Origin of the sequence: Paenarthrobacter sp. NPDC056912, from assembly GCF_042786555.1 — a bacterium.
In the GTDB taxonomy this organism is placed as follows: Bacteria; Actinomycetota; Actinomycetes; order Actinomycetales; family Micrococcaceae; genus Arthrobacter.
In genome coordinates, this window is sequence record NZ_JBHUCD010000012.1 from 1 (window position 1) to 24,979 (window position 24,979).

Genomic DNA, 24,979 nt, shown 5'->3' on the forward strand with positions numbered 1-24,979 from the left:
CCGCCCACCCCTACACACAAAAAAAACACACACCCCCGGCCCGCCGTTGACGTCACCCCCCCCTCGCCCCTCCCCCCCGCCGGTCCTGTGTACATCAATAAGGACTTTCCTTGGCTTTGCAGTCGCCGGTTCGCTCATGTTCTCCCTGGGTGCTTGCAGTCCGGCGAGCAATAGCACCTCCTCGCGCCTGCCACGGCCCCACAGATGGGTGAAGCACGGTGAGACCGCTAGGTGGGTTCCACGCAACACCTTGTCTGGCTTTTGCTTACAGACGATGCCGAAGACATCAGCGGTCTTGTGACCCTGAATGGGCCAACGGAGGGCGCGCCAGTAACGAGCGGGTGGTTAGGCTGAGTGGATGGCGACACTTATTCTCGTACGGCACGGCCGCACCACAGCCAATGCCACTGGATTGCTGGCTGGCCGGGCCGTCGGCATCAGCCTGGATCAAATCGGGCGAGCCCAAGCGGCCCTGACCGGAGACCGGCTCGCGGCCGTGCCCTTGGTCGGGGTGGTGTCGAGCCCCCTTGAGCGTTGCCAGCAGACCGCCCAGCTCATCCTCGATCGCCAGGCCGGCACGCCGTCTGCGCCGATCGATCCCGATCTCACCGAGTGCGACTACGGCCACTGGCAGGGCCGCAAGCTCAGTGAGCTCGCGACCGAGGAATTGTGGCCCGTGGTGCAATCGCAACCGTCCGCCGTCGTCTTTCCCGGCGGTGAATCCATGGCCGCGATGCAGGCTCGGTCGGTGGCAGCGATTCGTCGCCACGATGCAGCTTTCGAAGCCGAGTACGGGCCAGGGGCCGTGTGGGTTGCCGTGAGTCACGGTGACATCATCAAGTCAATCCTCGCCGACGCCCTCGGTATGCACCTTGACCTCTTCCAGCGAATTAACGTCAGCCCCGCCTCCGTGTCAATCGTCCACTACGGCGTTAGTCGGCCCAGCGTCTACGCGACCAACACCGAAGCGGGTGATCTGTCGTGGCTGTCGAACGGCGTCCGTCCCGGCGATGCGCCAGTGGGTGGCGGTGCGGGGCAGAAGACGCCATGAACCTCATGTGCCTAAAATACTGACATGCCTACACGCGTGCACGAGTTTGCTTGGCCTGATCGGGTCGTCATTGGCACCATTGGCCTCCCAGGAACTCGCACCTTTTACCTGCAGGTGCGCGCGGGGAGGCAGATCGTGAGTATTGCCCTCGAGAAGCAGCAGTCGGCTCTGCTCGCGGAGAAGATCGACGAAATTCTCGACCAGCTCATCACGATCGAGGGCAACCCCTTCAGCGTTCCCACGAGTACTCCCATTGAACTCGTCGACAATGACCCGCTCGAGCCTCCTCAGGAGCAGTTTCGCACCGGCGCCATGAGCCTGGATTGGGATCCAACCACGGCCCAGGTCGTCATAGAGGCCTATCCCATCACCGATGACGATACTGATGACAACGACGAACCGCTTGACGAAAACGGCGCTATTCCGCCCGAAATGATGCTGGTGCGCATGCCGGTCGGCACTGCCCGCGCGTTCGCCAAGCGCACCCGTGAGATCGTGGGCGCCGGGCGTCCTGCGTGCCCGCTCTGCGGTTACCCCATAGACGCCGACGGGCACATCTGCACCCTTCCCGAGGTCTAATGCCAGCGCCGGACCTAGTGACCGCCGAACTGACAATCACCGGCCGCATCACGACGGCCTCAAACGCGACATTTCTGGGCAACATCGGCGACGTATCGGTGGTCTATAAGCCGATTGCAGGCGAAAGTCCGCTGTGGGATTTTCCCCACGGTACCCTCGCTCACCGGGAAGTGGCCGCCTATCTGGTCTCGCAGGTCTACGGCGGGGACGTCGTGCCGCGCACCTGGCTGCGCGATGGTCCGATGGGCGAAGGAATGGTCCAGCTATGGCAGGAGCAAGACCCCGCCCTCAGCGCAGTGGACTTGGTAGCGTCCGACCAGGCGCCGGAGACGGGCTGGAAACACGTTCTCGAGGGACAGGATGAGAACGGACGGATGGTCACCCTGGTTCACGAAGACTCGCCAGCGCTCAGACGCATGGCTGTGTTCGACATCGTCGTCAACAACGCTGACCGCAAAGGCAACCACATTCTCGCCATGACGGACGGACACCGGCACGGCGTGGACCATGGGCTCACCTTTCACAGTGACCACAAGCTGCGCACGGTGCTATGGGGATGGCTGGGAGATCCTCTGACCTCCGAGGAACTGGACGGTATCGATCGTGTCAGCGAAGGACTGCACGGTGGACTGGGCCGAGACCTGGCGGACTTACTCAGCACCGAAGAAATCGATTCGCTCGCCGCGCGCTGCGCCCGGTTGCGCTTGACAGGGCGATTTCCGGCTCCGAGCGGCGAGATGTCCGCGGTGCCTTGGCCGCTGTTCTAAGGAACGACGGCTTCGGGCTTCGCAGGCTATGTCACATTAGTGGCCCGGCTCCTAACGTAGCGACGGACTCAGCATGGCTGAGCGCGAGCTCCGCTGACCATAATCCTGGAGGCCATGCGATTCCTGGGGGCCACGCGCCGTCGGGCAGGCCTCTGTTCCGAAGGTTCGTTCGTGCCGCAGTCCCGGCCCAAAGTTGCACTGCAGCCCCTACCTCAGCGCACAGATCACCAATCACAACGACACCCACCCAAGCAAGCATCCTCAAAATAGTTCAATCACCAACTTTTCGAACTTTTAATAAAAACTGGATGAACACTATGCACGGGACAATCCGTATAACTAGAATGCTTGTAGGCGGCCCGCTCATAGGCCGCGAGTCCGAAGGAGGACCACTTGCAGCGCATTACCCTTACGGCCGCCACAGTGTCGGTGGCGGCCCTTCTCCTCACCGGGTGTACCCCGGCAAGCCCCGACAACAAAGTCGCCGATGACATCGTTTTCGCAACCTGGGAGCCTGATCACCTGACTCCCGGTCGTCAGACGCTGGCCTACGACCAGGTCATGAGCGTCTTCTCTCCGCTCGTTTCCATCAAGGAAGATGGCGATCTCGACTATGTCCAGGCTGAGTCAGTCACATCTGAGGACGCAACAACATGGACCATCCGCTTACGGGGTGGATGGAAGTTCCACAACGGCGAACCAGTGACCGCAAAAAGTTATGTGGATGCCTGGAACTACACTGCGTACGGCCCCAATGCCTGGGGAAACACTGGACAGCTCGCCGCGATTGTCGGGTACTCCGACCTGAACCCGAAGCAAGGCGACCCCCAGACAAGAACGATGAGCGGCCTTACTGTCATCGACGACCTTACGTTCACCGTGAAGCTCGTAGCCCCCGACAGGCAGTTCCCTCTCCAGCTCAGCAACGCTCAAACAGCCTTCTACCCCATGCCCGAAGCCGCCTATGAGGACCTTGCCGCGTATGACCGGATGCCCATCGGCAATGGTCCGTTCAAGATGGAAGAAGCGTGGCAGGACAACACTGAATTCTCTGTCACTGCGAACAAAGACTACGCAGGCGAACTTCCTGCCCTCGATAGTGTGACGTTCCGTTCCTATAACGACATGAGCACCGCCTACACTGACGCCCTCGCTGGCAACGTCGACCTCGTGTCCGTACCGGACAACAAACTGACCAGTGTCCGGGACGACTTCGGCGGCCGGGTCCATCCCCTCGAAGCGCCAGCTGTGGATTGGCTCGGGTTCCCGGCTGACGATCCAAGGTTCGCTGACATACGTGTCCGCCAGGCGATCTCAATGTCAATCGACCGTGAGGCAGTAAACGACGCCATTTTCGGTGGCCTGTATAAGCCTGCAACCGCCCTGACTGCACCCAGCATGGCAGGAACACCAGCCGATGCCTGTGGGCAGTATTGTAAGTTCGACCCAGAGGCGGCCCGCAAGCTCCTGGCCGACGCCGGCGGCTTTGAAGGAACCATGATGATCCTGTACCCCGGGGGCAACGGATTCGATTCTCTGTTCGAGGTTTACGCCAACCAGATCCGTCAAAATCTCGGTATCAAGGAAGTAGTCGCCGCTCCGAGCACGGACTGGGCCGAGTTCTTCGACGCCTTGGACAATCGCACTGTTACCGGCCCCTTCCGCGGTCACTGGGGTGCCCTGTACCCAAGCCAACAGAACACCCTGAGGAATGTTTTCACCTCAGGCGGCAAGGTCACTGCCGCTGCCGGTTTCTACAGCAACCCCAAGGTCGACGAGCTCCTCAGCGAGGGTGATGCCGCAGGCTCCTTCGAAGAAGCGAACCAGAAGTACGCGGTGGCACAGGGAGTCATCCTTGACGACTTCCCGACAGTCCCGACCTTCTCCAGCCCCTTTGTTTACGCAACGTCCACGAAAATCACTAACCTTCCTTCCGTGTCGGGCAATGTGCTGCTTTCAAAGATCGGCGTGGTGAAGAAATGAGCCTCAAGCAACACGATGTTCCCGTGGCTGTAGCCGCAAGCCCCGTGTGGTTGAACGAGGTCCTCCAGAAGGCCGAGTCCGTACCCGCTGCGGATGCTTTCCCGGCTGTTGATGAACTGATTCGGCGTTTTGATACGTTCGCGACAGAACGACCGGAGCTGGTCCACCGCCGCCGCATAGGAACCAGCCGCTTGGGCGAGCCGATTCCCCTGTATTCCTTCGGCGCCGGAACCAAGAATCATCTGATCGTCGCCGGAGTGCACCCCAACGAACCCATAGGCGCGATCATGGCCCTGCACCTCGCCCAGGCCTTGGTCGATGGGGATACCTTCGTCAATGGTCTGGACGCACAATGGCATATCGTCCCCTGCATTGACCCCGACGGGGCCCGGTTGAACGAAAACTGGTTTGCCCGCCCTAACGACCGGTGCTACTACGGCCGGAATTTCTACCGTCCCGCACGGGACGAACAGGTCGAGTGGTCATTTCCGACCGACTACAAAGAGGCCTACTTCGACAAAGTCACTCCCGAGAGCCAAGCGTTGATGCGGGCAATCGACCATGTGAAGCCGGACCTCTATGTGGCCCTTCACAACGGGGAGATGGGCGGGGTGTACTACTACCTTTCGCGCCCCGTCGACGAACTCCATGTCGCCCTCCATGCCATCCCGGCGCATATGGGTTTGCCCTTGGACGTCGGCGAGCCAGAGTCCCCGCACATCGAAGAATACGCACCCGCGATCTTTGGGATGGGCACAGTCGCGGAAGCCTATGAGTTCTACGCTGACCTTGGGGTTGATCCCGTCTCCGCTGTTTCCGGTACAAGCTCCGGGGAATACGCCACACGCCATGAGACGCTTTCCCTCATCGCGGAGCTTCCCTATTGGATCCACCCGGATGCCGATGACCAGTCACCGATCGATGAAACCTACCGGCAGCTCCTGATTCGCACCGCCCGGGAAACGGAAGACCTGCACTCTGCACTACAGGAGCTGCTGCAAGGCGCCGAACCGTATTTGAAGCTTCAGACCCCGTTCCTGACAGCTGTCAGGGATTTCCTGCCCAGGCTTGAGGCCAGCGTCGGAGCAGACGTAAGGCGAGCTGATCGTGAGTCATCGGCTCGGCCGGCAACCGTGGCTGAGCGCTTTGGCCGGGAGGACGTGATTCATTGTTTCCGGCTTCGGTATGGGGGCATGCTACTGCGCGGACTCAAGGCCGAGACAGAGTCAGGTCTGGCCCACCCCCAGGTGCACAAGGTTCTGGCCGTGGCCAGCACCACGTATGAGAGATGGGAGAACATGGCAACAAGGGCGGACAACGCGCAAACCGTGGCCATTCAAACGCTGGCCGGCGTCCAGTACGCCGCTACTCTCGCGGCGGCCCTCGTCCTGAGGAACAGTGAACAATGAGACTCATAGCGGGGTTCGGCGCACGGTTCGCAGGCCTCTTGTTCGTCTTTCTCGGCGTCACCCTTGCCATCTACCTGCTCGTCTTCGCGTTGCCCGGTGACCCAATCCGTGCACTCGGTGGCGACAGGCCGCTTCCCCCTAACGTCGTGGAAGCGCTGCGGGAAAAGTACAACCTGAACGCACCACTGTGGAATCAGTATCTGGACTACATTTTGGGATTGTTCCGCGGTGACTTCGGGCTCGATTTCCGCGGCCGTTCGGTCAGCGATCAGATGGCTGCCCGGTGGCCAGTCACCATCGCCCTGGCGCTCACAGCCTGGGCCATAGAGCTGATGGTCGGAATCTTCCTTGGTGTGCTTGCCGCCGTCAAAGCGGGCACAGCGATCGACAAAGCGGTCCTGTGGTCAACCATCATCTTTGGAGCGGTCCCCGTATTCGTGCTGGCGGCCACTGCCCAACTGGTTCTAGGTGCCCGCCTGGAGATCTTCCCTGTGGCCGGAACCGAGGCAGGCTGGCCAACGGCCTACTTGCTACCGGCACTTGTCCTGGCCGTCTTCGGCCTGGCCGCCATCTCGCGACTCATGCGGGATTCTGTGATCGACAATCTCCGGGCCGACTACGTACGGACAGCGCGCGTGAAAGGGCTGAGCCGGCGAAGGATCGTCGGGGTCCACGTCATGCGCAACTCCATGGTTCCCGCGGTCACCTACCTCGCCACCGATCTGGGGGCCCTGCTTGGAAGCACCATCGTTGTCGAGGGCGTCTTCAACCTGCCTGGTGTAGGAAACCTTCTCTTCAGCGCGATCCGCACCCACGAGGGCACCACCATTGTCGGGGTCTCAGTTGCGCTCATCATGATCTTCCTGATCACCAGCCTCGTCGTAGACGCGCTGCACTACCTTCTCGACCCAAGGATTCGCAGATGACCCAGTTAAGAGATCCTGCCATCACTCTTCCGGACACCCGCCGCCGCACACCTTGGCGCGGAGCCGTACGGAGGATCGGTTTCATCGTTCCGGCCACCATAATCGTGATTTTGGCCTTGATCGCACTGTTCCCGTCCCTCTTCGCTGGCCTTTTCGGAAATGGTGACCCACGCGTCTGCGACTTGAAGAGCAGCGCCGACGGCCCGGCTCCCGGTCACCCTTTTGGGTTCGACATCCAAGGCTGCGATGTGTACGCAAACGTCATTTTCGGGACCCAAAGTTCTTTAGGGGTTGGCCTGCTGACGGCAGCGTTTTCCACCACCGTGGCGGTCGCCGTCGGAATCATCGCTGGCTACAAAGGTGGTGTGGTTGACTGGATCCTTTCCCGACTGACCGATGTCTTCCTGGGTTTCCCTTTCCTGTTGGGTGCCATCGTCGTGCTGACCACCATCGGATCGCGCACCATCATTTCGGTTTCACTTGTGCTCGCCCTCTTCAGCTGGCCCCTTCAGGCCCGGCTAATGCGAACGTCGACCCGGGCGGTGCGCGGCGCCGACTTTGTCCGGGCCGGGCTGACCATGGGCGTCCCGACTTACCGGATCCTGCTTCGGTACGTCCTTCCAAACGCCATTGCTCCGGTGCTGGTGATCGCAGCGATTTCTGTGGGCTCGGTGATCATCGCCGAAAGCTCCCTGACCTACCTCGGGATAGGACTGGAACCCCCAACTATTTCCTGGGGATTGCAATTGGCCAACGGCTCGTCCCATTTCATCAGGAGCCCGCACATGCTGGCCTTCCCCGCCCTGTTCCTCGTCGCCACCATCACCAGCATCATCGTGCTCGGAGACACGCTCCGATCGGCCCTGGACCCGAGGAGGCAACGATGACCCATCAACTTCCGCCTATTTTCACCTCATCCAATAGGCTACGACTGGACAGCCACGCTGAGAATCGAAGGGATCCAGGCACACTAATGACGCAGGACACAGAGACCGAAAACACCACACCCGTTGACAGTGGCGAGGCCGAACGGCAGCGACGGGCTTTCGCTGAGGAATTCGGGCTCCTGTGGGAAAGCCGTGGATTTCCGCCCATGGACGGGCGGGTCGTCGGCTATCTGCTCATCATGGACGAGCCCTACATCTCCTCAGCTAAACTCGCTGCCGTTCTTGGAGCCAGCCCCAGCTCCGTGTCCCTGGCTACGCGGCGGATGCTCGATGTTGGATATATCCGACGCCACATCGTCGCAGGAGACCGCAGTCATTACTTCCGCCTCGAGATAGATCCGTGGGGTGGAACCCTTGATCACTCCCTCGCCTACTTCGGGCGCATGCAGGCCCTGATGGACCGCGGCATGGCCCTCGGTCCGGCAAATGCTGAGACGCGGCAACGACTCACGCTGGGCCACGCCCACATGGTGTGGCTTGCAGAAACCCAGCGCCGATGGATGGACGAATGGGAAACCTACAAAAAAGAACAAGGAATCAGCGATGAGTGAAACGCTTCTCAACGTCCAAGAACTCTCGGTGACCTTCGACGTGGACGGAACCCCCCAAACCGTTGTCCCCGGTATTTCCTTCGACATCGCCGTCAACGAAGTGCTAGCCGTTGTAGGGGAATCTGGATCCGGCAAGAGCGTAACGGCCATGTCCCTGCTGGGCCTTCTCCCCCGCAACGCCACCATCACCGGGTCCGCCTCGCTGCGGGGCATCGAGATGCTTGGCCTCAGTGATACCGAGCGCAAACGCCGCCTGGGTTCATCGGTAGCGATGATCTTCCAAGACCCTGCGGCGGCCTTGAATCCCTTGTTCACCATCGGATTCCAGCTGGCCGAGTCCATCCGCTCCCACACGCCCGGGCTCAGCCGGGCCGAAGTACACCAACGCATCCTGGAGCTACTGGCCCTCGTGGAAATCCCAGACCCGGCCAACAAGATGACCAGCTACCCACACCAGCTATCCGGAGGCCAATGCCAGCGCGTCGTCATCGCGATGGCATTGGCCGGTGACCCGGACCTACTGATCGCCGACGAACCGACCACCGCACTGGACGTCACCGTGCAAGCCGAAATACTGGACGTCCTCCGCCGCATGCGCAGCCGGCTACGCAGCAGCATCCTGCTGATCACCCACGACATGGGCGTCGTTGCCGACATCGCAGACCGCGTCATCGTATTGAGGCGGGGCACGGTCATGGAAACAGCAGCCGTGGACCACTTGTTCCACAACCCCACCAACGACTACACGCGCGAACTCCTGCAAGCCGTCCCCCAAATCGGCAAACGACCCTCAGTCACCACCGCGGAAGACACCGCCTCGAAGGAGAGAGGCACAGACGCCCAGCCCCCGGTCCTGGAAGTCGAAAACCTTGTGGTCGAGTACCACCGCCGCGGCCTGCGCTTCAAGGCGGTGGACGGCGTGAACCTCTCCATCAAAGCTGGAGAGATCCTCGCCATCGTCGGCGAATCAGGCTCGGGAAAGAGCACAACAGCCCTGGCGACCATTGGCCTTGCCCCGGTAACCAGCGGCACCGTCCGCATCCTGGGGCAATCCTTCGTTGAGTCACGGCACAGGGAACTGCGCAGCCTCCGTGAACGCATCGGCGTCGTGTTCCAGAATCCAGCAACATCACTGAACCCAAGATTCACGGTCAGGAACGCAGTAGCCGAACCCCTAAGAATCCATCGCGGGATGCGGGGCCGAGGACTCTACGACGTAGTTGACCAGTTGCTAGCCGACGTCGGACTGGGTGGCGGTTGGGGTGAGCGGTATCCGCATGAGCTTTCAGGTGGCCAACGGCAGAGGGTCGCGATCGCGCGTGCGGTTGCCCTTAGGCCCGATGTCCTCATCGCCGACGAACCGACAAGTGCCCTGGATGTTTCAGTCCAGGCTCGCGTCCTTGACGTTTTTCGGGAACTCCAGGAACAACTGGGCTTTGCGTGCCTGTTCATTAGCCACGATCTGGCCGTAGTCGATTCCCTCAGTGACCGTGTCGCCGTCATGCATAAGGGCCGCGTCGTTGAACAGGGTTCGCGGGACCAAGTGTTCGGTTCGCCGAGCAGTGACTACACCCGGCAACTGCTGAACGCGGCGCCCGTCCCGGACCCCCTCATCCAGCGCGCCCGCCGGGAAGCGCGAGCCAGCTAACCTTCTTCCGGTCAGGACGGCCCTGAGCTAGCCGCCGCTGCTGAACCGGGTCAACACTGTCTAGGACTGTCTTTTCACCAGCTCTGCGCACCCGCACGGGGGTTCACCTGCACCGAACAGCTGGTGTTCCCGTGGTTGAACAGTAAGGTCCCCAGGGGCGCGGGTGCAGCGATACAGGCGCCGTACAAATGCTCGATCTGTCCCTTAATCGCACCCGATTCAGCATCTACAACTATTTGAACGAAATCCGCGCCGTCGGTGACGACGGCGAAATCAGCCCCTTTGCGGCCGATGAGTAACCGGCGCCCCTGCCCCTGTGCAGCGGCACTGCGGTCTTTGACATTGAGGAGACACATCGTGACAACTGTCCACGATTTTGACGAGATCAGCATCGAGCAATTGCGTGGAGTCGGCGGCTTTAAGTGGTCGCTGTACCCGGAGAAGATCGGGGCGTTTGTGGCCGAAATGGACTTCGGCGTTGCTCCGTCGATTACCGAAGCTGTCAATTCCGCCGTGGAACAAGGCCTCTTTGGTTACCTTCCACAGCATCTGGGTGAGGCCATGTCCCGGGCTTGCAGCACGTGGCAGGAAAGTCGGTACGGCTGGAAGGTGCCTATGGAACGGATTCGGCCCCTGGCCGATGTGCTGACCGCTTTGACTGCGACGATCCAACACTTTTCCCCCGCCGGAAGCAAGGTCATTGTCCTAACACCGGCCTACACGCCGTTCCTCAAGATTCCGCGCCTGTGCGGACGAGAGATCATCGAGGTCGCCATGAAGCAGACACCAGACGGTTGGGACCTGGACTACGAGGGCTTGGACGAAGCCTTTGCCGGCGGGGGCGGTTTGCTGATCATGTGCAATCCGCACAACCCGATCGGCAAGGTGTACACCCGCCAAGAAATGCTAAAAGTTGCCAAGATCGTCGACAGCCACAACGGGCGCGTGTTTTCGGATGAGATTCATGCACCGTTGGTCTACGGGGACAACCGGCACGTTCCATACGCTTCGATTTCTCCGGTAGCTTCCGGGCACACCATCACGGCCACATCCGGTTCCAAGGCGTGGAACCTGGCGGGCCTGAAGGCCGCCCAGCTCATCATCTCCAATGACGCCGATGCAGCCAAGTGGATGGACCTGCGATTCTTTCCGGAACACGGTACGTGCAACCTTGGCGTTGTGGCCAACACTGCCGCCTATGCGACCGGGAGTGAGTGGCTCGCGGACGTCTTGAATTACTTGGACGGCAACCGGCGGCTGCTCGCCGAACTGGTGACCGAACACCTCCCCGGTGTCTGCTACAGCATCCCGCAAGGCACATACTTGGCGCTGCTCGACTGTCGTGCCCTGGAAATGGATGAGGCCCCAGGAGAATTCTTCAGCGAACACGCAGGAGTTCAACTCATCGACGGTTCGGCCTGCGGCGAAGCCGGCAAGGGCTTCGTCCGCTTGAATTTCGCGACACCTCGTCCAATCCTGACGAAGATGTTAGAGCGTATGGGCGCCTCGCTTGCCGCTCGTGACAGGATCGAGGCGGTCAGCCGCTAGAGTCCGCGCCAGGGCGACCCACCAAGACCGGACTCCCCTAAAGGGGCCGCCCCCTCCAAGACTCCCGGTCAACGCGCCTGACCTGCCCGGCCGGGAACCACTCAACGTGATAGACCCGCCGGTCATCCACCCACTCGACCAGCCCAAAGGTCCTCGTGAATTTGATCGCCCGCCCATAGATCTCCCCTACGCGAACCAGTGGTTGTCTATCAGGCTCGAGTTCGGTGATCTTGCCGTCGTCAGGTCTGGGGTGGCTGTTGTCGGCGTCTATCTGGGCCATCATTCGGGCGAAAGCGGTGGAGTCTTGCTTCGGTCTCATATGAACAAGATTAGAACACATATTCGAATCCGGCGTCCCGCGCCGGCGTCGCGCCTTTCAGGCCGTTGGCGGAGCTGACGGGCGGCGACCTTGCGGCCGGCCCGGCTGACAAGGTCCTGGGACGGGTTAACTTGGCGCTGTTGGGGACCATCCCCGCGGCATCCGTATCAACGCCGTGAGCTCCCGGTCCTTGAAGAGGCCACCGTCTACCACGAGTACTTACTTGGGTTCGAGAAGATTTCCTCGGACCAGGCGGGACAGGCCTACGCGAAGTCTGTTGACGGCATCCAGAATGGTCGCGTTTACTCGCTGGGCCAGGACCAAACGAAACGTGACGGGGGCCGGGCTATGGAGCCCGCCCTGGTCACGCCTGCGTTTGCTGTTAGCTCACGGCGGTCAGGGCGTCGTCGTAAATCGCCAGTGCCTGGCGTACTTCTTCGGGGGTCACGACGGCGGGAGGCACCACGTGCACGCGGTTGTCCGCGATGAAGGGCAACAGTCCGCGGTGGAGCAGTTCCGCTTTGAGCTTGCCCATGAACGCTGCAGTGACTGGTTTGCGGGTCTGCCGGTCCTCCACGAGTTCCATCGCCCAGAACACACCTCGCCCACGGACTTCACCGACCACCTCATGGCGGGCAGCCAAAGCTGCCAGGCCGGGATCGAGGTGATCGCGGCCGATCCGAGCGGCGTTTCCTACAACGTCCTCTTCTTGAAAGGCTTCGATGGAGGCAATGATCGAGGCTGCGGCCAGGGGGTGGCCGGAGTAGGTGAGGCCTCCGGGGAAGACGCGGTCGTCGAAGGCCGCTGAGATTTCTTCGGAGATGATGACGCCGCCCACCGGAACGTAGCCGGAGTTCACGCCCTTGGCGAAGGTGATGAGATCTGGCCGGACATTGAAGGCGTCCAGGGCGAGCCAGTCCCCGGTGCGTCCAAAGCCGGCCATGACTTCGTCGAGGATCAGGACGATTCCATGCTGGTCGCAGAGGGCGCGGACGCCTTCCAGGTATCCGGGCGGTGGGAGCAGGACGCCGGCGGTGCCGGGAACGGTTTCGAGGAGCACCGCGGCGACGGATTGCGGGCCTTCGAGTTCGATAGTTCGGCGCAGGTGCTGCAAGGCGCGCTCTGCTTCCTGTTCCGGGGTTTCAGCCCAGAACTCAGAGCGGTAAAGGTACGGCCCGAAGACGTGGATGTGTCCGCGGGAGTATTCGTTGGGGATGCGGCGCCAATCTCCGGTAGCCACGATCGCAGCGCCCGTATTGCCGTGGTACGAACGGTAGCGGGAAATGACCTTGTCCCGGCCGGTGTGGAGGCGGGCCATGCGGATGGCGTTCTCGTTGGCGTCCGCGCCACCGTTGGTGAAGAAGACCTTGTCCATGTTCAACGGGGCATGGGCCAGGATCTTTTCTGCTGCGAGGGCGCGGGTGTGGTTGGCATGCGAGGGAGCAACCGTGGTGAGGGTGTCCAGCTGCTGCTTGATGGCCTCGATCAGGCGTGGATGCTGGTGGCCGATATTGGTGTTGACCAGTTGGCTGGAGAAGTCCAAGTACGTCCTGCCCTCGTGATCCCAGACGGTGCTGCCGGACCCGCCGGCGATTGCCAGCGGGTTCAGGGTCTTCTGCGCAGACCAGGAATGGAAGACGTTGGCCGTGTCCAGCGCGGCAACATCGGAGTTGGTCAGTGGGGCGACCAAGGCGGTCCGGGTGGGAGACATATGGAGGTCCTCTCGAAAAAGCTGGTGGGAGTCCCCTTCATGATGTGCTTCAAGACACGGTGACGTCTCTCGACATTTGTATAGTTAGTTGATCGCAAGACTACGTTTTTCCAGGAAGGGCTTGAGTGTGCCGCCTACTATCAACACCATCCGCCACAACGGTTCGTTAAACCTGCGGCTGGTCACTCCGGATGCCGCAGATCCTGCCTTGGAAGCCCCTGTTTCCTGGGTCCACAGCTCAGATCTGGACGACCCCACTCCGTTCCTCGATCCCGGGCAGCTCCTGCTGACCGACGGGACGCAATTTCCCGTCGGCGACGCTCCTGCTTCGCTCTACAGCGACTATGTGGAGCGGCTGGTCAGCCATAGAATCTGCGGCCTCGGTTTTGCCACCCAGGTCATCCATGGAGTCCTGCCGCAGGGCTTGGAGGACGCGTGCCGTCAGCACGGGTTGCCGTTGTTGGAGGTGCCTGACCGGACTCCGTTCATTGCGATCATCCGCTTCGTGGCCGACTGGCTCGCCCGGGAACAGCATGCGCGGTCTGAATGGTCGTTGCAGGCGCAGCGGGCCATCGCCAGAGCCGCCCTCCGGCCTGACGGGCTCCGATCGATTCTGGCTGAACTTGAACGCCAGCTCCATGGCTGGGTGGCCCTGTTTGATGCCGCCGGGAACCACATCCTGATGCCCAATAACCGTCCGGTTCCTTCGGCGTTGATGCCGGGCGTGAAGGAGGCGGTCACCAAGGCGTTGGATCAAGGCTCGCGGTCCGTTTCGCAACTGACGGTCGACGGCGAACAGGTCACCTTGCAGACGCTGGGGCGCCGCCACTACCTGCGGGGTGTTCTTGCGCTCGGCGCCATCGAACCGCTGGATCCTGCCAGGACGGACATCATCAACAGTGTGATCGCGTTGGCCAGCCTGGCTTTGGAGCAAACCCGCACTCTGGACACGGCGCGGCGTCATCTCAGGGCCGGGGTCTTCGAGCAGTTGCTGGCGGGAAGCACCGATGTTGCAGAACGGACGGCCCGGCAAGTGTGGGGAAGACTTCCCTCGGAGCCCCTCATGGTCACAGCGGCACTTCCTTCTGGTCAAGGACAAAACCTGCTGGAAGCGCTGGAACTGTTATCGGACGATCACCGCGGGGCGGTCTTCTATGCCCAACGGGACCAGAACGTGGTTGTCCTGGCGGGATCGGCCCTGCAGGACAAAGTCACCGCGCTCCTGGAACGGTACGGGGCTAGCGCCGGGGTGTCGGGTGAGACGGCGTTCGCCAACCTGGCACAGGGACTGAAGGAAGGGGAACGGTCCCTACAACGGGCCGTTGAGCTATCCCGTCCCCTGGTGGGCTTCGATGAGATCTCACAAGCCGGCATGCTCGGCTTGCTGCGCCGGGACGAGGCCGGGTCCGTCGCTCGACGACTCGTAGCGCCCCTCGCCAAGCACGACGAGTCCGAGCAGACGCAGTTGCTGCCCACCGTATCGGCGTGGCTTCGAAACAACTGCGTCTGGGACCGAACGGCGAAGGAGTTGGGGATTCATCGGCACACTCTCCGGAACAGGATCGATGCTGCCGGGAACGTCCTGGGACTCAACCTCGACAGCCTGCGCGACAGGCTGGAACTATTCGCCGCCGTCGAGTTTTTGGATGAGCGTTAGCACACAACGGGTGGGATGTGAGAGAGCATCCGCCAGGCGTGAGCCTCTCTCACATCCCGGCCCCCAAACACCGAGCCTCTCTCACATCCCGGCCCCCAAACACCGAGCCTCTCTCACATCCCGCTAGTTCTGAGGGAAGCCCAGGTTGATGCCGCCGTGGCTGGGGTCGAGCCAACGTGAGGTGATGGCCTTTTCCCGGGTGAAGAACTGGAAACCTTGCAAGCCGTACGCCTTGGAGCTGCCAAAGATGGAGTCTTTGAAACCCCCGAAAGAGTAGTAGGCAACCGGTACGGGAATAGGCACGTTGATGCCGACCATCCCCACTTCAACTTCGGTCTGGAAGCGGCGGGCCGCACCGCCGTCGTTCGTGAAAATCGCTGTGCCGTTGCCGAAGGCGCCGGAGTTGATCAGGTGCAGGCCCTCCTCGTAACTCTTGACGCGGACCACGGCCAGGACAGGGCCGAAGATCTCCTCGGTGTAGACGCGCGAGGTGACGGGGACGTCGTCGATCAGCGTGGGGCCGAGCCAAAAACCATTCTGGTCGCCGTCCACTTCGATGCCGCGGCCATCGACCACAACTTTGGCACCGTCCTCGATGGCGACGTCGATGTAGGAGGCCACCTTGTCCCGGTGCTGGCGGGTGACCAGCGGGCCCATATCGCAGTTACGGCGGCCGTCGCCGATCCGCAGCGTGGCCATGCGGGCGGTGATCTTCTCGATTAGCGCATCGGCCACGGGTTCGACGGCGACCACCACACTGATGGCCATGCAGCGTTCGCCTGCTGAGCCGAATCCTGCGTTGATGGCGGCGTCGGCGGTCAGCTCGAGGTCGGCATCGGGAAGGACCAGCATGTGGTTCTTCGCCCCGCCCAAGGCCTGGACGCGTTTGCCGTTGCGGGCAGCGGTCTCGTAGATGTACTGGGCGATCGGGGTGGAACCGACGAAGGAAATTGCCTTCACGTCGGGGTGTTCCAGGAGCCCGTCCACGGCTTCCTTGTCACCGTGGAGGACGTTGAAAACACCGTCCGGAAGTCCCGCCTCGGTGAAGAGGGCAGCGAGCCAGTTGGCCGCCGTCGGGTCCTTTTCGCTCGGCTTCAACACCACGGTATTGCCGGCCGCGATGGCGATCGGCAGGAACCACAGTGGCACCATGGCAGGGAAGTTGAAGGGGCTGATGATGCCCACGACGCCCAGCGGCGCCTTGGTGGAGTAGACGTCGACGCCGGTGGAGACATTCTCTGAATGCTCGCCCTTGATCAGGTGCGGGAAGCCGGTGGCAAGTTCCACGACTTCCTGGCCGCGGGTGATTTCACCGAGGGCATCGGAGACCACCTTGCCGTGCTCGGAGGTGATGATCTCGGCGAGTTCGCCCTTGCGCTCGTTCAGGAGCTCCCGGAAGCGGAAGATGATCTGCTGGCGCTTGGTGATCGACATGTCGCGCCAGGCCGGGAACGCCTTGTTCGCGGAAGAGATAGCCGACTCGATGTCCTCGGTATTGCCGAGGTTGACCAGTTTGGTCTCACAGCCCAGGGCGGGATCGAAGACCGGGGCGGTACGGTCGCTGGCCGACGGCGACTCGGCGCCATCGATCCAGTGCGGGACCACTTGGAGTTGGTTGATTTCAGACACTGCGTTCTCTCTTCTGCAGACGGGATCGATGTATGAAGCATCTGGATCCACCGTAGGCATTCTCAGCACAACCATCATCAGTACAAACAGCCAGAATGACGTCAATCAGCAGACAAATGTATATAGCCACCTTTCATGACCATGGGGGTAAACGAGCCGCGACTCGTGGCAGCAGCGACGCTGCTCTTGGCATCCGGACCGGTGTCAGCATGCTGCCCGCAGGCGCCTGAGCGGCCTCTCCCTGCCGAGTGCCGCCGTCGTGGGTTCCTTGCCTTGCTGGACAGGGCAGAACTCCCCATGGCCCAGCTGACGGCCGACGCCTACGATGACAGAGGACCACTCGGTCCCTTCAGTCACTTTCTTGGGGAAAAGGACCTTACCCATGCCGTTGCCGCGATCTGCCACCGACCATCCGCTTCAAAGTACGTGGCAAGGGGTGTGGGCCATCCTGGCGGCCGTCATCCTGGTTTCCGCGGGCCTCTTCGTCGGCGCTGCACCTGCCTCGGCTGCAACCTACACCTTCAAAGGAGTGGTCAAGGGAAAACTGACGGCCACCGCGACGGCCACCGCCCTGGGCGACGTCTGGGTGGGGGCCTACACCAATGACGACCAGGCATCCTACGTAGCGGGGGCGTGGTCTGCTGCCGATGGATCCTACAGTTTCACCGTGCCGGCAGCCGGTAGTTACAAACTCTGGACCACCTGCAGCAGCGGACCCTGCTCCGCTACCTATGCCGGCGAGTGGAACGCGGACAAGTCCAGCTCCTACGGTTCGACGCCGGTTGCCGTCACCGATGCTGCCCCCACCACCACCTACAACCCCCAGCTGGAAGCCTTCGCCAGCATGAGCGGCCGGGTCACCAATAAGGCCGGCCAGCCGCTGACAGCAGTCTCCGTCTCAGCCTCGCCAAGCGGCGGCGGACAAGTAAGCAGCACCAAGCCCGATGCCAACGGCTATTTCACCCTCAGCAAGATCCCACCCAACCAGGCGTACATCAGCGTCAGGGACGAGTCGGGCCAGCACCTCTACCTGGAGCAGTATTGGAACGGCACCGCTACCGTGGACTCCTACACTGCGGCCACGGTCCCGTCCGGAGTCACCTGGACCAACGTGAACTTCGTCCTCAAAGATGAAACCCTCCTGGAGGCGACGGTGACCGACCCGGCTGGCGCGCCGATCGCCGACGTCGGATACATCCCGTGGGTCTACAACGACGCAACGGGAGCCTGGGACGGCCCTCAAATGGGCCCACTCACTTCTGATGCGCAAGGCAAGATCTACTGGCGCATGGCAGTGGGAAAGAAGTACAAGCTCTGCGTTTCGGACACTGTCTACGAAGGCGCGCCCCGCGATAAACGCTACAAGCCAGAGTGCTACAACAACACTCCCACCAAGGACACTGCCACTGTCCTGACGGCAACCGCCCCAGGCCAGCGCGTGAAGTTCACCATGCAGCTGGACGAGGCGGGCCTCTCGTTGGCGCCCGGCAAGCCCTATGTCTACGGCTCGGCACAGGCAGGGCAAACACTCACCGTTGACCCCGGCGCCTGGGGGCCCGCTCCGGTGGCCCTTGCCTACCAGTGGCAGCGTTCCAAGGACGGCACCGAACTGCAGGACATCGCAGGCGCCACCGCCACTACCTACGTGCCCACCGCAGCTGATGCCGGGTATGACATCTGGGCAAAAGTTTCGGGGACCAAGGCCGGGTATGCGCCGCACTACGACACGGTGCACGCCGGTAAATCGGGCGCCGACGCTGTCACGGCGTCCAAGCCCTTCACTATTCTGGGCACGCCGAGCGCCGGGAACACCCTGACCGTGGACCACGGCACCTTGAACCCCGCCCCTGATTTCGGCCCCTACTACGACTGGTTCGTCAACGGCGTTCCGGACTACAGGTCGAATGGGCGAACGTTCCTCCTGCAGGCCTCCGACGCCGGCAAGAAGGTCACTGCCCGGCTCAGCGTCCACGATTGGCCGCTCCAGCCCTACTACGGCCAAGCCTCGGTCACTGTCGCCACAGCTGCCTTGAGCTCACCCGTTCCCACGGTGTCCGGAACGGCGAAGGTCGGTTCGGTGTTGACTGCTGTTCCGGGTGCGTGGGGTCCGGCTCCGGTGACACTGGCCTATCAGTGGTTCCGCGGAAGCACCGCCATTTCCGGCGCCACCGCCCAGACGTACAAACTGGTCGCTGCGGACAAGGGAAGCGCCATCAAAGTACGCGTGACTGGCACCAAAACTGCCTACACCACCTTGGCCCGCTACTCTGCGGCAACCGCACTGATCGGCTGATCTGCCAACACGGTAGGACCACGGAACAGCCATGGTTGGAAACCCCGCCCCCTGCCTGGACTCAGGTTGGGGCCGGGGGCAGCACGGCCGTCAATGTAAACGGTCTTTCCTCAATCCGGACGGCGCCAGGATCGATTTAATGGTGCAAGTGCATCCGTTGGAGCACAGTCGCCGATATTTCCTCTACGGACATGAAAGCGGAGTTGACGTGCGGCACGTTGTTGACTCTGTACATGTCCTCGGCGTTGCGTAGTTCGTACGTGCACTGAGACAGCGATGCATACTTACTGCCAGGGCGGCGCTCCTGACGGATCTGGGAGAGCCTGACCGGCAGCGAAGAGAGCCCGAAGCACTTACTAGCGAAGGGCAACAAGGGTTCCGGCAATGACATGCTGCCGAAGTCCTCTTCCACCAAAGGAAAATTGGCGGCAAGGATGCCGTGCTGGAGCGCCAGGTACATCGTGGTGGGTGTCTTTCCACATCGCGACGGGGCGATCAGGATCAGTTCGGCACGTTCGAGCGCGCGGAGGGATTGGCCGTCGTCGTGCTCTATCGCATACTCGACCGCCGCCATGCGCGACTGGTAGCGCGCCGCGTCACCGACGCCGTGCGCCTGGCCCGGCAGGCCATTGGCCGAGGAACCCAAGGCTTGCTCAAGTTGTCCGATATGGGCACCGAACAGGTCGAAAAAGTGGCCGGCGCTTTGAGCAAGGACAGCGCGGACTTCCGGACTGACCGCCGTGGAAAAGACCAGCGGCCGCCGTCCGGACGCCGCAACCCGGTCAATGACCGCAACCACCTCGTGAGCCTGTTCCTCAGTGGTGATGAACGGGATGGTCCGTCGATCCAGGCCCTGGGTCGGGAATTGGGTAAGCAAGGTGTTGCCGAGGGTTTCGGCTGTGATTCCTGTGCTGTCAGAAAGGAAGAACACCATGGGGGCAGGCTGGGTGGCCGCCCCCACGGCGCTCTTGTGCGGGTCCGTCATTTATGCCTTTGCGCCGCTGTTGGTGCGCGCTAAGCGCAGCCAAGTCTCGGTCACCACGTCAGGGTTCAGCGAGATGGAGCTGATCCCCTGCGCCAGGAGCCATTCAGCGAAGTCCGGGTGATCGCTGGGGCCCTGGCCGCAGATCCCGACGTAACGGCCCTTGGCCCGGCACGCGGCGATGGCCATTTCCAAAAGCTTGATCAGCGCCGGGTTCCGTTCGTCGAAGCCTTCGGCCACAAGCGCGGAATCACGATCCAGTCCCAGGGTGAGCTGGGTCAGGTCGTTGGAGCCTATGGAGAACCCGTCGAAGTACTCCAGGAACTCGTCTGCGAGCAGTGCATTGGCCGGAAGTTCACACATCATCACGATCTCCAAACCGTTCTCGCCGCGGCGAAGCCCGTTCGCGGCGAGCAGTTCGGTGACGCCCCGAGCCTCGTCGAGGGTCCGCACGAAGGGGACCATGAGCTTGATGTTTGCCAGGCCCATCTCGTTGCGGACATACGTCAAGGCTTCGCATTCGAGCTCGAACGCCTGCCGGAACGATTTGGAGAGGTACCGGGACGCGCCCCGATACCCGATCATCGGGTTTTCCTCTTCCGGTTCGAACGCCGGACCGCCCACGAGATTGGCGTACTCGTTGGACTTGAAGTCCGACAACCGAATGATCACCGGCTCCGGCGCGAACGCCGCAGCGATCGTCGAAATACCCTCAGCCAGGCGCCTGATGTAGTAGTCCCTTGGTCCGTCATACGCTGCTGTCTTCTCCAGAATCTGCCGCACTGTGAAGTCATCCAACGTATCCGGGCGGTCAATCTCCCCGGCCACGGCCAGCAAGGCATTGGGGTGGATTCCGATCTGGCGGTTGATGATGAACTCGAGACGCGCCAAACCGACGCCGTGATTCGGAATTCGGGAAAAGCTGAACGCCTGCTCCGGGGTGCCCACGTTCATCATGATTTTCACCGGGGCCGCCGGCATGGTGTCGAGCCTGGTCTCCTGCAGCGTGTACTCCAACAAACCCTCGTAAACGAGGCCTGCTTCGCCTTCAGCGCAGGACACCGTCACCGGAGTGCCGTCTTTCAGGATCTGGGAAGCGTACCCGGTTCCGACGACGGCGGGGATACCCAGTTCTCGGGCGATGATCGCTGCATGACAGGTCCGCCCGCCACGGTCAGTTACGATCGCAGCAGCTTTCTTCATGATCGGTTCCCAGTCCGGGTCCGTCATGTTCGCAACCAAAACATCGCCCTCCTGGAAGGACGCCATCTGATCAATCGATGACAGGACCCGGACCTGCCCGGCGCCGATCCGCTGGCCGATGGCGCGGCCCTCCACCAAAACAGTTGAGCGCTCGGCGAGGCTGTACCGGGAGACAGTGCCGGACGCTTTCCGGGACTCTACGGTCTCAGGGCGCGCCTGCAAGATGTACAGTTCCCCGTCCACACCGTCCTTGCCCCACTCAATATCCATCGGACGCCCGTAATGCGCTTCAATGGTCAGCGCATGTCTAGCGAGTTCTTCAATCTCGCTGTCGGCCAAACTGAATTGGTTCCTTGAGTCCTGCGGGACCAAGACGAAGTCCACAGTCCGTCCGACTTCACTGGAGTCCGTGTAGATCATCTGCACAGCCTTCTCACCAAGGCCACGCTTCAGAATCGCAGGCCGCCCGGCCCTCAGCGCTGGCTTGTGCACATAGAACTCATCCGGATTCACCGCTCCCTGGACCACTGCTTCGCCAAGTCCGTAGGAGGAAGTGATGAACACGGCATCGCTGAAGCCGGACTCGGTATCCATCGTGAACATCACCCCGGAGGCGCCGATGTCGGAGCGAACCATTCGCTGGACGCCGGCCGAAAGTGCCACCTCCGAGTGGGTGAATCCGTGATGGACACGGTATGCGATCGCCCGATCATTGTAGAGCGATGCAAAAACATCCTTGATGGCCAAGAGGATGTTTTCGATGCCCCGGATGTTCAGGAAGGTCTCTTGTTGGCCGGCGAACGAAGCATCGGGCAGATCCTCAGCTGTGGCACTGGAACGCACAGCCCACGAGACATCACCGTCATGGCTTGCGACCAAATGGCTGTACGCCGCCCGGATTTCTTCTTCGAAACCGGTCGGGAATGCCGTCTCATGAATCAAATCCCGGATCTGCTGGCCAACCCGGGCCAAAGCGGCCACATCGCTACTATCCAGGCCTTCCAAGACGGTCGCGATTCTTGTATCAAGACCGGACTCGTTCAAGAACCGCCGGTAGGCATCGGCCGTGGTCGCAAAACCGTCCGGAACCTTAACGCCGGCCGAGGCCAGACTTCGGACCATTTCCCCGAGTGATGCGTTCTTGCCCCCAACCTGATCAAGATCGGACAGGCCAAGCTCTGAAAACCATAAAACGTTAGTCATAGGTGGTGCTCCTCCATTGGGCACGCGCCGACAAGCGCTAAAAAAATAGATCATGCAAGGATCTAGGGCATAACTCCCGGGATGCAAACAGATGTGATCTACAGAACATCCTTTTGAAGTAATGAAGAGTCATCCAGCGGATCACCGGTTAGGCCAATAAAAAGACGGGACACTTTCCAAACCGCCCACCAGCACCGAGAAAATACGGCAACCAGTGTTGGCACACAACGTACTCGGTCGCGAAGACCAACAGCGCTCACCAGCTCACCGCCCAAACTCCACCGCCGCAAGGGCTGTTTGCCAGGCTGTGTTACGCCTAGGGCCAGCCAGGCCACTTTACAACGCGGCGCCGCAAGACGTGACTCAGAACGCTCCACAAGCACCTCATTCGGCAATTGATAGCCTCGACGTATGCTCAGTCACGAAGAAGGATTCACGGTTCCCTTAGAAGACAGATACTTCGAGGACTATCCCGTGGGCCTTGTTAGTTGCTGTGGTAGCGAGTACGTCGAGGAGCAGGAAGTAATCGATTTCGCTCGGCGTTTCGATCCGCAATAGATCCACGTCGACCCGATTTCGGCAGACGGAGGTCCTTTTGATGGGCTAATTGCTTCCGGCTGGCACACAGTGTCGCTGATGATGCGAATATTTGTTTCGTCGTTCTGGAATCAGCATGCGAGCCTGGGTGGACTAGGAGCAGACAAACTGCGCTGGCTTAGTCCAGTCCGACCGGGTGATACGTTGTCCGCTCGGTTCACCGTGGTGGAATCCAGACGGTCCAAGACTCGGCCGGATCGCGGCACACTGCATGTGGATGTCGAAGTCTTTCGGGATGACGGAACGCTCGTGTTGACAATGCAAACCGTTGCCCTGCTGCGCGCGCGCCCCGGAAGCGTCTAGTCTTCAAGTTCGGCCCGGAAACAGCACGGGTTCCCCGACAGACGCTGCAGTTAAATCAAACGTCGCCGCGGGGAATGCATATCAATGGCTGTTACCGGCAACGGCAGCTGATAGTCCGACGCCAATCATTGACAGTCCCCCGGCACGTCCCACGGCAGTCATTCTTCCAGGTGTTTTCGCTAACCAGCGTTGAGCGCGCCCTGCGACCATCGCCCATACGCTGTCAGTGAGCAGGCCGATGAGCAGAGGGATCACGCCAAGCAGGAGGATCTGTGACGACGTGTCGCCGACTGCGGGGTTGATGAACTGTGGAATCAGCGCCGTGAAGAGAACGAAGCTTTTGGGATTCGTGACTCCGACGTTCGTGCCGGTGCGGATTGCCTCCCACGAAGATTCCCGTCGAAGGTCGACTTGGGGTGCTGAAACAGGGCCAGCGTGCCGGAAAGCTTGGATTCCGAGCCAAAGCAGGTACGCAACGCCCGCCCATTTGACCATCTGGAACAAGAGCTCGGAGCGTTCCATAAGGGGACCGAGGCCGAAGACGATAGCAATCCCGGCCAGGTAGCAACCAGTGGCGTTGCCAACGACGCTTGCCAGCGCGTTAGCCCTGCCGTAGCTCAGAGCCCGTCCAATAACAAACATCACGCTCGGACCCGGCACTGCAATCAAAATCACGCAGGCAAGAGCTGCTGCGCCAGCTTGAGTAAGGGTAATCATGCCCAGATCTTGCCATAGGGTGACACTTTTTGACATTTGATCAAATCTCAACTTACGATTTGTTGTTGAGTGATTCAAACCACTGCCAGATTGCAGCCCGAGAGCAGTCCTGGCCCTTGGAAGATCCATTACTGACGACCTCGGGTCGATCCTCGCGGCCGACGGTCAGTCGTCGCTTATGCAGCCTGGAAAGACAGGAGATTCAAGGTCGCACCTTCGTCGCCCTCTACTTCACCGACGCCCGGTGTGTCGACGCTACGCCACGCAAAGCCTTGCGCCTGGAATCTACGCCGAACTCTCCTTCCGACGAAGCAATGGCAATTCCGGCAGGACTATGACTCCTAACCGACCTGAAGGATAGACGATGATCACCACTTGCTCGGACCGAACCCTCACGGTCACAGCTACCGACTGCGGCGTTGGAATGGAATTTTTCGCGCACTCGCCACGCCACGAGCCCCTCACGAAGGTTTCGCCGCTCATCCTGGAACTCTCCAACAGAATCAGCCGCGGGGTTGCGCTTTTGGATGACTCATCGGGCGGCTCGGCCCACACCTGTGATGACTGGGCCGCCCTTAGGTGGATTCAGCGGACCCTGGAAGATGTTGAAGCGACCATCATCGGGTTGTCGGAAGCAAACCGCCGCCGTTCTGCAACGATTCGAAATCCAGCGCCTTGCTCCGCTGGGAGCCTGGTTCCCTAACTGCCGCCCACCGGTTGCCTGAATTTCTACACCGGTTGACTCGTGCCTGAGTCCCGCCGCTTTCCCCCGGCGCGCCAGGAGCATCCGGGGTGTCCACCGCGCCGATCACGGCCCTCACAGCAAGGATTCATCCGCATGTACCCAGCAAACCGCTGTCTCACCGTAGCCGTTCATAGCCGAAGCGAATTGGACGCCGCCCTGGATGAAGCGGTGAATCTCTTGAGGCCCGCCGCTATGGCCGAACGAGTCGGCA

The 24,979-nt window shown here is 61.3% G+C and carries 19 protein-coding genes; 13 read left to right on the top strand and 6 right to left on the bottom strand.

The window, feature by feature from the left end:
* Positions 1-358: 358 nt before the first annotated feature.
* The 10 genes from ACFRJ9_RS13945 to ACFRJ9_RS13990 all read left to right on the top strand — a co-directional run bounded on the left by ACFRJ9_RS13945 (position 359) and on the right by ACFRJ9_RS13990 (position 11,409).
* On the top strand, positions 359-1,051 hold the full coding sequence (locus tag ACFRJ9_RS13945; RefSeq protein ID WP_377668902.1) for a histidine phosphatase family protein: 693 nt from the start codon (positions 359-361) through the stop codon (positions 1,049-1,051).
* Between the two features lie 24 nt (positions 1,052-1,075).
* On the top strand, positions 1,076-1,630 hold the full coding sequence (locus ACFRJ9_RS13950; protein ID WP_377668904.1) for a DUF3090 domain-containing protein: 555 nt from the start codon (positions 1,076-1,078) through the stop codon (positions 1,628-1,630).
* A complete protein-coding gene (locus ACFRJ9_RS13955) occupies positions 1,630-2,397 on the top strand; it encodes an SCO1664 family protein (protein ID WP_377668907.1) in 768 nt (255 codons plus the stop codon). The genes ACFRJ9_RS13950 and ACFRJ9_RS13955 overlap by 1 nt, the downstream gene beginning before the upstream one ends.
* Positions 2,398-2,790: 393 nt before the next feature.
* Positions 2,791-4,380: an ABC transporter substrate-binding protein gene (locus ACFRJ9_RS13960; RefSeq protein WP_377668910.1), complete on the top strand. Its 1,590-nt coding sequence runs from the start codon at positions 2,791-2,793 to the stop codon at positions 4,378-4,380.
* Positions 4,377-5,789, top strand: a complete 1,413-nt coding sequence (locus ACFRJ9_RS13965) for a M14 family zinc carboxypeptidase (RefSeq protein WP_377668912.1) — start codon at positions 4,377-4,379, stop codon at positions 5,787-5,789. Before ACFRJ9_RS13960 ends, ACFRJ9_RS13965 begins: the two co-directional genes overlap by 4 nt.
* Complete coding sequence (locus ACFRJ9_RS13970) at positions 5,786-6,715, top strand: ABC transporter permease (protein WP_377668914.1); 930 nt, start codon at positions 5,786-5,788, stop codon at positions 6,713-6,715. Before ACFRJ9_RS13965 ends, ACFRJ9_RS13970 begins: the two co-directional genes overlap by 4 nt.
* Positions 6,712-7,602, top strand: a complete 891-nt coding sequence (locus ACFRJ9_RS13975; protein ID WP_377668916.1) for an ABC transporter permease — start codon at positions 6,712-6,714, stop codon at positions 7,600-7,602. Before ACFRJ9_RS13970 ends, ACFRJ9_RS13975 begins: the two co-directional genes overlap by 4 nt.
* An 86-nt stretch (positions 7,603-7,688) precedes the next feature.
* Positions 7,689-8,213, top strand: a complete 525-nt coding sequence (locus ACFRJ9_RS13980) for a GbsR/MarR family transcriptional regulator (protein WP_377668918.1) — start codon at positions 7,689-7,691, stop codon at positions 8,211-8,213.
* Positions 8,206-9,861 carry a dipeptide ABC transporter ATP-binding protein gene (locus ACFRJ9_RS13985; RefSeq protein WP_377668921.1) on the top strand — a complete coding sequence of 552 codons (1,656 nt, stop codon included), beginning with the start codon at positions 8,206-8,208 and terminating at the stop codon, positions 9,859-9,861. Before ACFRJ9_RS13980 ends, ACFRJ9_RS13985 begins: the two co-directional genes overlap by 8 nt.
* A gap of 357 nt (positions 9,862-10,218) precedes the next feature.
* On the top strand, positions 10,219-11,409 hold the full coding sequence (locus tag ACFRJ9_RS13990) for a MalY/PatB family protein (protein ID WP_377668924.1): 1,191 nt from the start codon (positions 10,219-10,221) through the stop codon (positions 11,407-11,409).
* Between the two features lie 37 nt (positions 11,410-11,446).
* Here ACFRJ9_RS13990 and ACFRJ9_RS13995 read toward each other — a convergent pair whose 3' ends face one another.
* Together ACFRJ9_RS13995 and ACFRJ9_RS14000 are read right to left on the bottom strand one after the other, a co-directional pair.
* The gene (locus ACFRJ9_RS13995) at positions 11,447-11,728 is read right to left on the bottom strand and encodes a hypothetical protein (RefSeq protein ID WP_377668926.1); all 282 of its coding nucleotides are present in this window, start codon (positions 11,726-11,728) and stop codon (positions 11,447-11,449) included.
* A 382-nt stretch (positions 11,729-12,110) separates the two neighbouring features.
* The gene (locus tag ACFRJ9_RS14000; RefSeq protein WP_377668928.1) at positions 12,111-13,439 is read right to left on the bottom strand and encodes an aspartate aminotransferase family protein; all 1,329 of its coding nucleotides are present in this window, start codon (positions 13,437-13,439) and stop codon (positions 12,111-12,113) included.
* Between the two features lie 127 nt (positions 13,440-13,566).
* On the opposite strand from ACFRJ9_RS14000, the gene ACFRJ9_RS14005 reads away from it, so the two are divergent.
* A complete protein-coding gene (locus ACFRJ9_RS14005; protein ID WP_377669254.1) occupies positions 13,567-15,096 on the top strand; it encodes a PucR family transcriptional regulator in 1,530 nt (509 codons plus the stop codon).
* Between the two features lie 123 nt (positions 15,097-15,219).
* Here ACFRJ9_RS14005 and ACFRJ9_RS14010 read toward each other — a convergent pair whose 3' ends face one another.
* On the bottom strand, positions 15,220-16,776 hold the full coding sequence (locus ACFRJ9_RS14010) for a CoA-acylating methylmalonate-semialdehyde dehydrogenase (RefSeq protein ID WP_377668930.1): 1,557 nt from the start codon (positions 16,774-16,776) through the stop codon (positions 15,220-15,222).
* Positions 16,777-17,107: 331 nt separating this feature from the next.
* Here ACFRJ9_RS14010 and ACFRJ9_RS14015 point away from each other — a divergent pair, with 331 nt between their 5' ends.
* On the top strand, positions 17,108-19,018 hold the full coding sequence (locus ACFRJ9_RS14015) for a carboxypeptidase regulatory-like domain-containing protein (RefSeq protein ID WP_377668932.1): 1,911 nt from the start codon (positions 17,108-17,110) through the stop codon (positions 19,016-19,018).
* 136 nt (positions 19,019-19,154) lie between these two features.
* Here ACFRJ9_RS14015 and ACFRJ9_RS14020 read toward each other — a convergent pair whose 3' ends face one another.
* Together ACFRJ9_RS14020 and ppsA are read right to left on the bottom strand one after the other, a co-directional pair.
* Positions 19,155-20,003: a pyruvate, water dikinase regulatory protein gene (locus ACFRJ9_RS14020; protein ID WP_377668934.1), complete on the bottom strand. Its 849-nt coding sequence runs from the start codon at positions 20,001-20,003 to the stop codon at positions 19,155-19,157.
* A complete protein-coding gene (gene ppsA / locus ACFRJ9_RS14025) occupies positions 20,004-22,406 on the bottom strand; it encodes a phosphoenolpyruvate synthase (RefSeq protein WP_377668936.1) in 2,403 nt (800 codons plus the stop codon).
* Between the two features lie 558 nt (positions 22,407-22,964).
* On the opposite strand from ppsA, the gene ACFRJ9_RS14030 reads away from it, so the two are divergent.
* A complete protein-coding gene (locus ACFRJ9_RS14030) occupies positions 22,965-23,306 on the top strand; it encodes a MaoC/PaaZ C-terminal domain-containing protein (RefSeq protein WP_377669257.1) in 342 nt (113 codons plus the stop codon).
* An 81-nt stretch (positions 23,307-23,387) separates the two neighbouring features.
* Here ACFRJ9_RS14030 and ACFRJ9_RS14035 read toward each other — a convergent pair whose 3' ends face one another.
* On the bottom strand, positions 23,388-24,059 hold the full coding sequence (locus ACFRJ9_RS14035) for a LysE family translocator (protein WP_377668938.1): 672 nt from the start codon (positions 24,057-24,059) through the stop codon (positions 23,388-23,390).
* Positions 24,060-24,979: the final 920 nt, after the last annotated feature.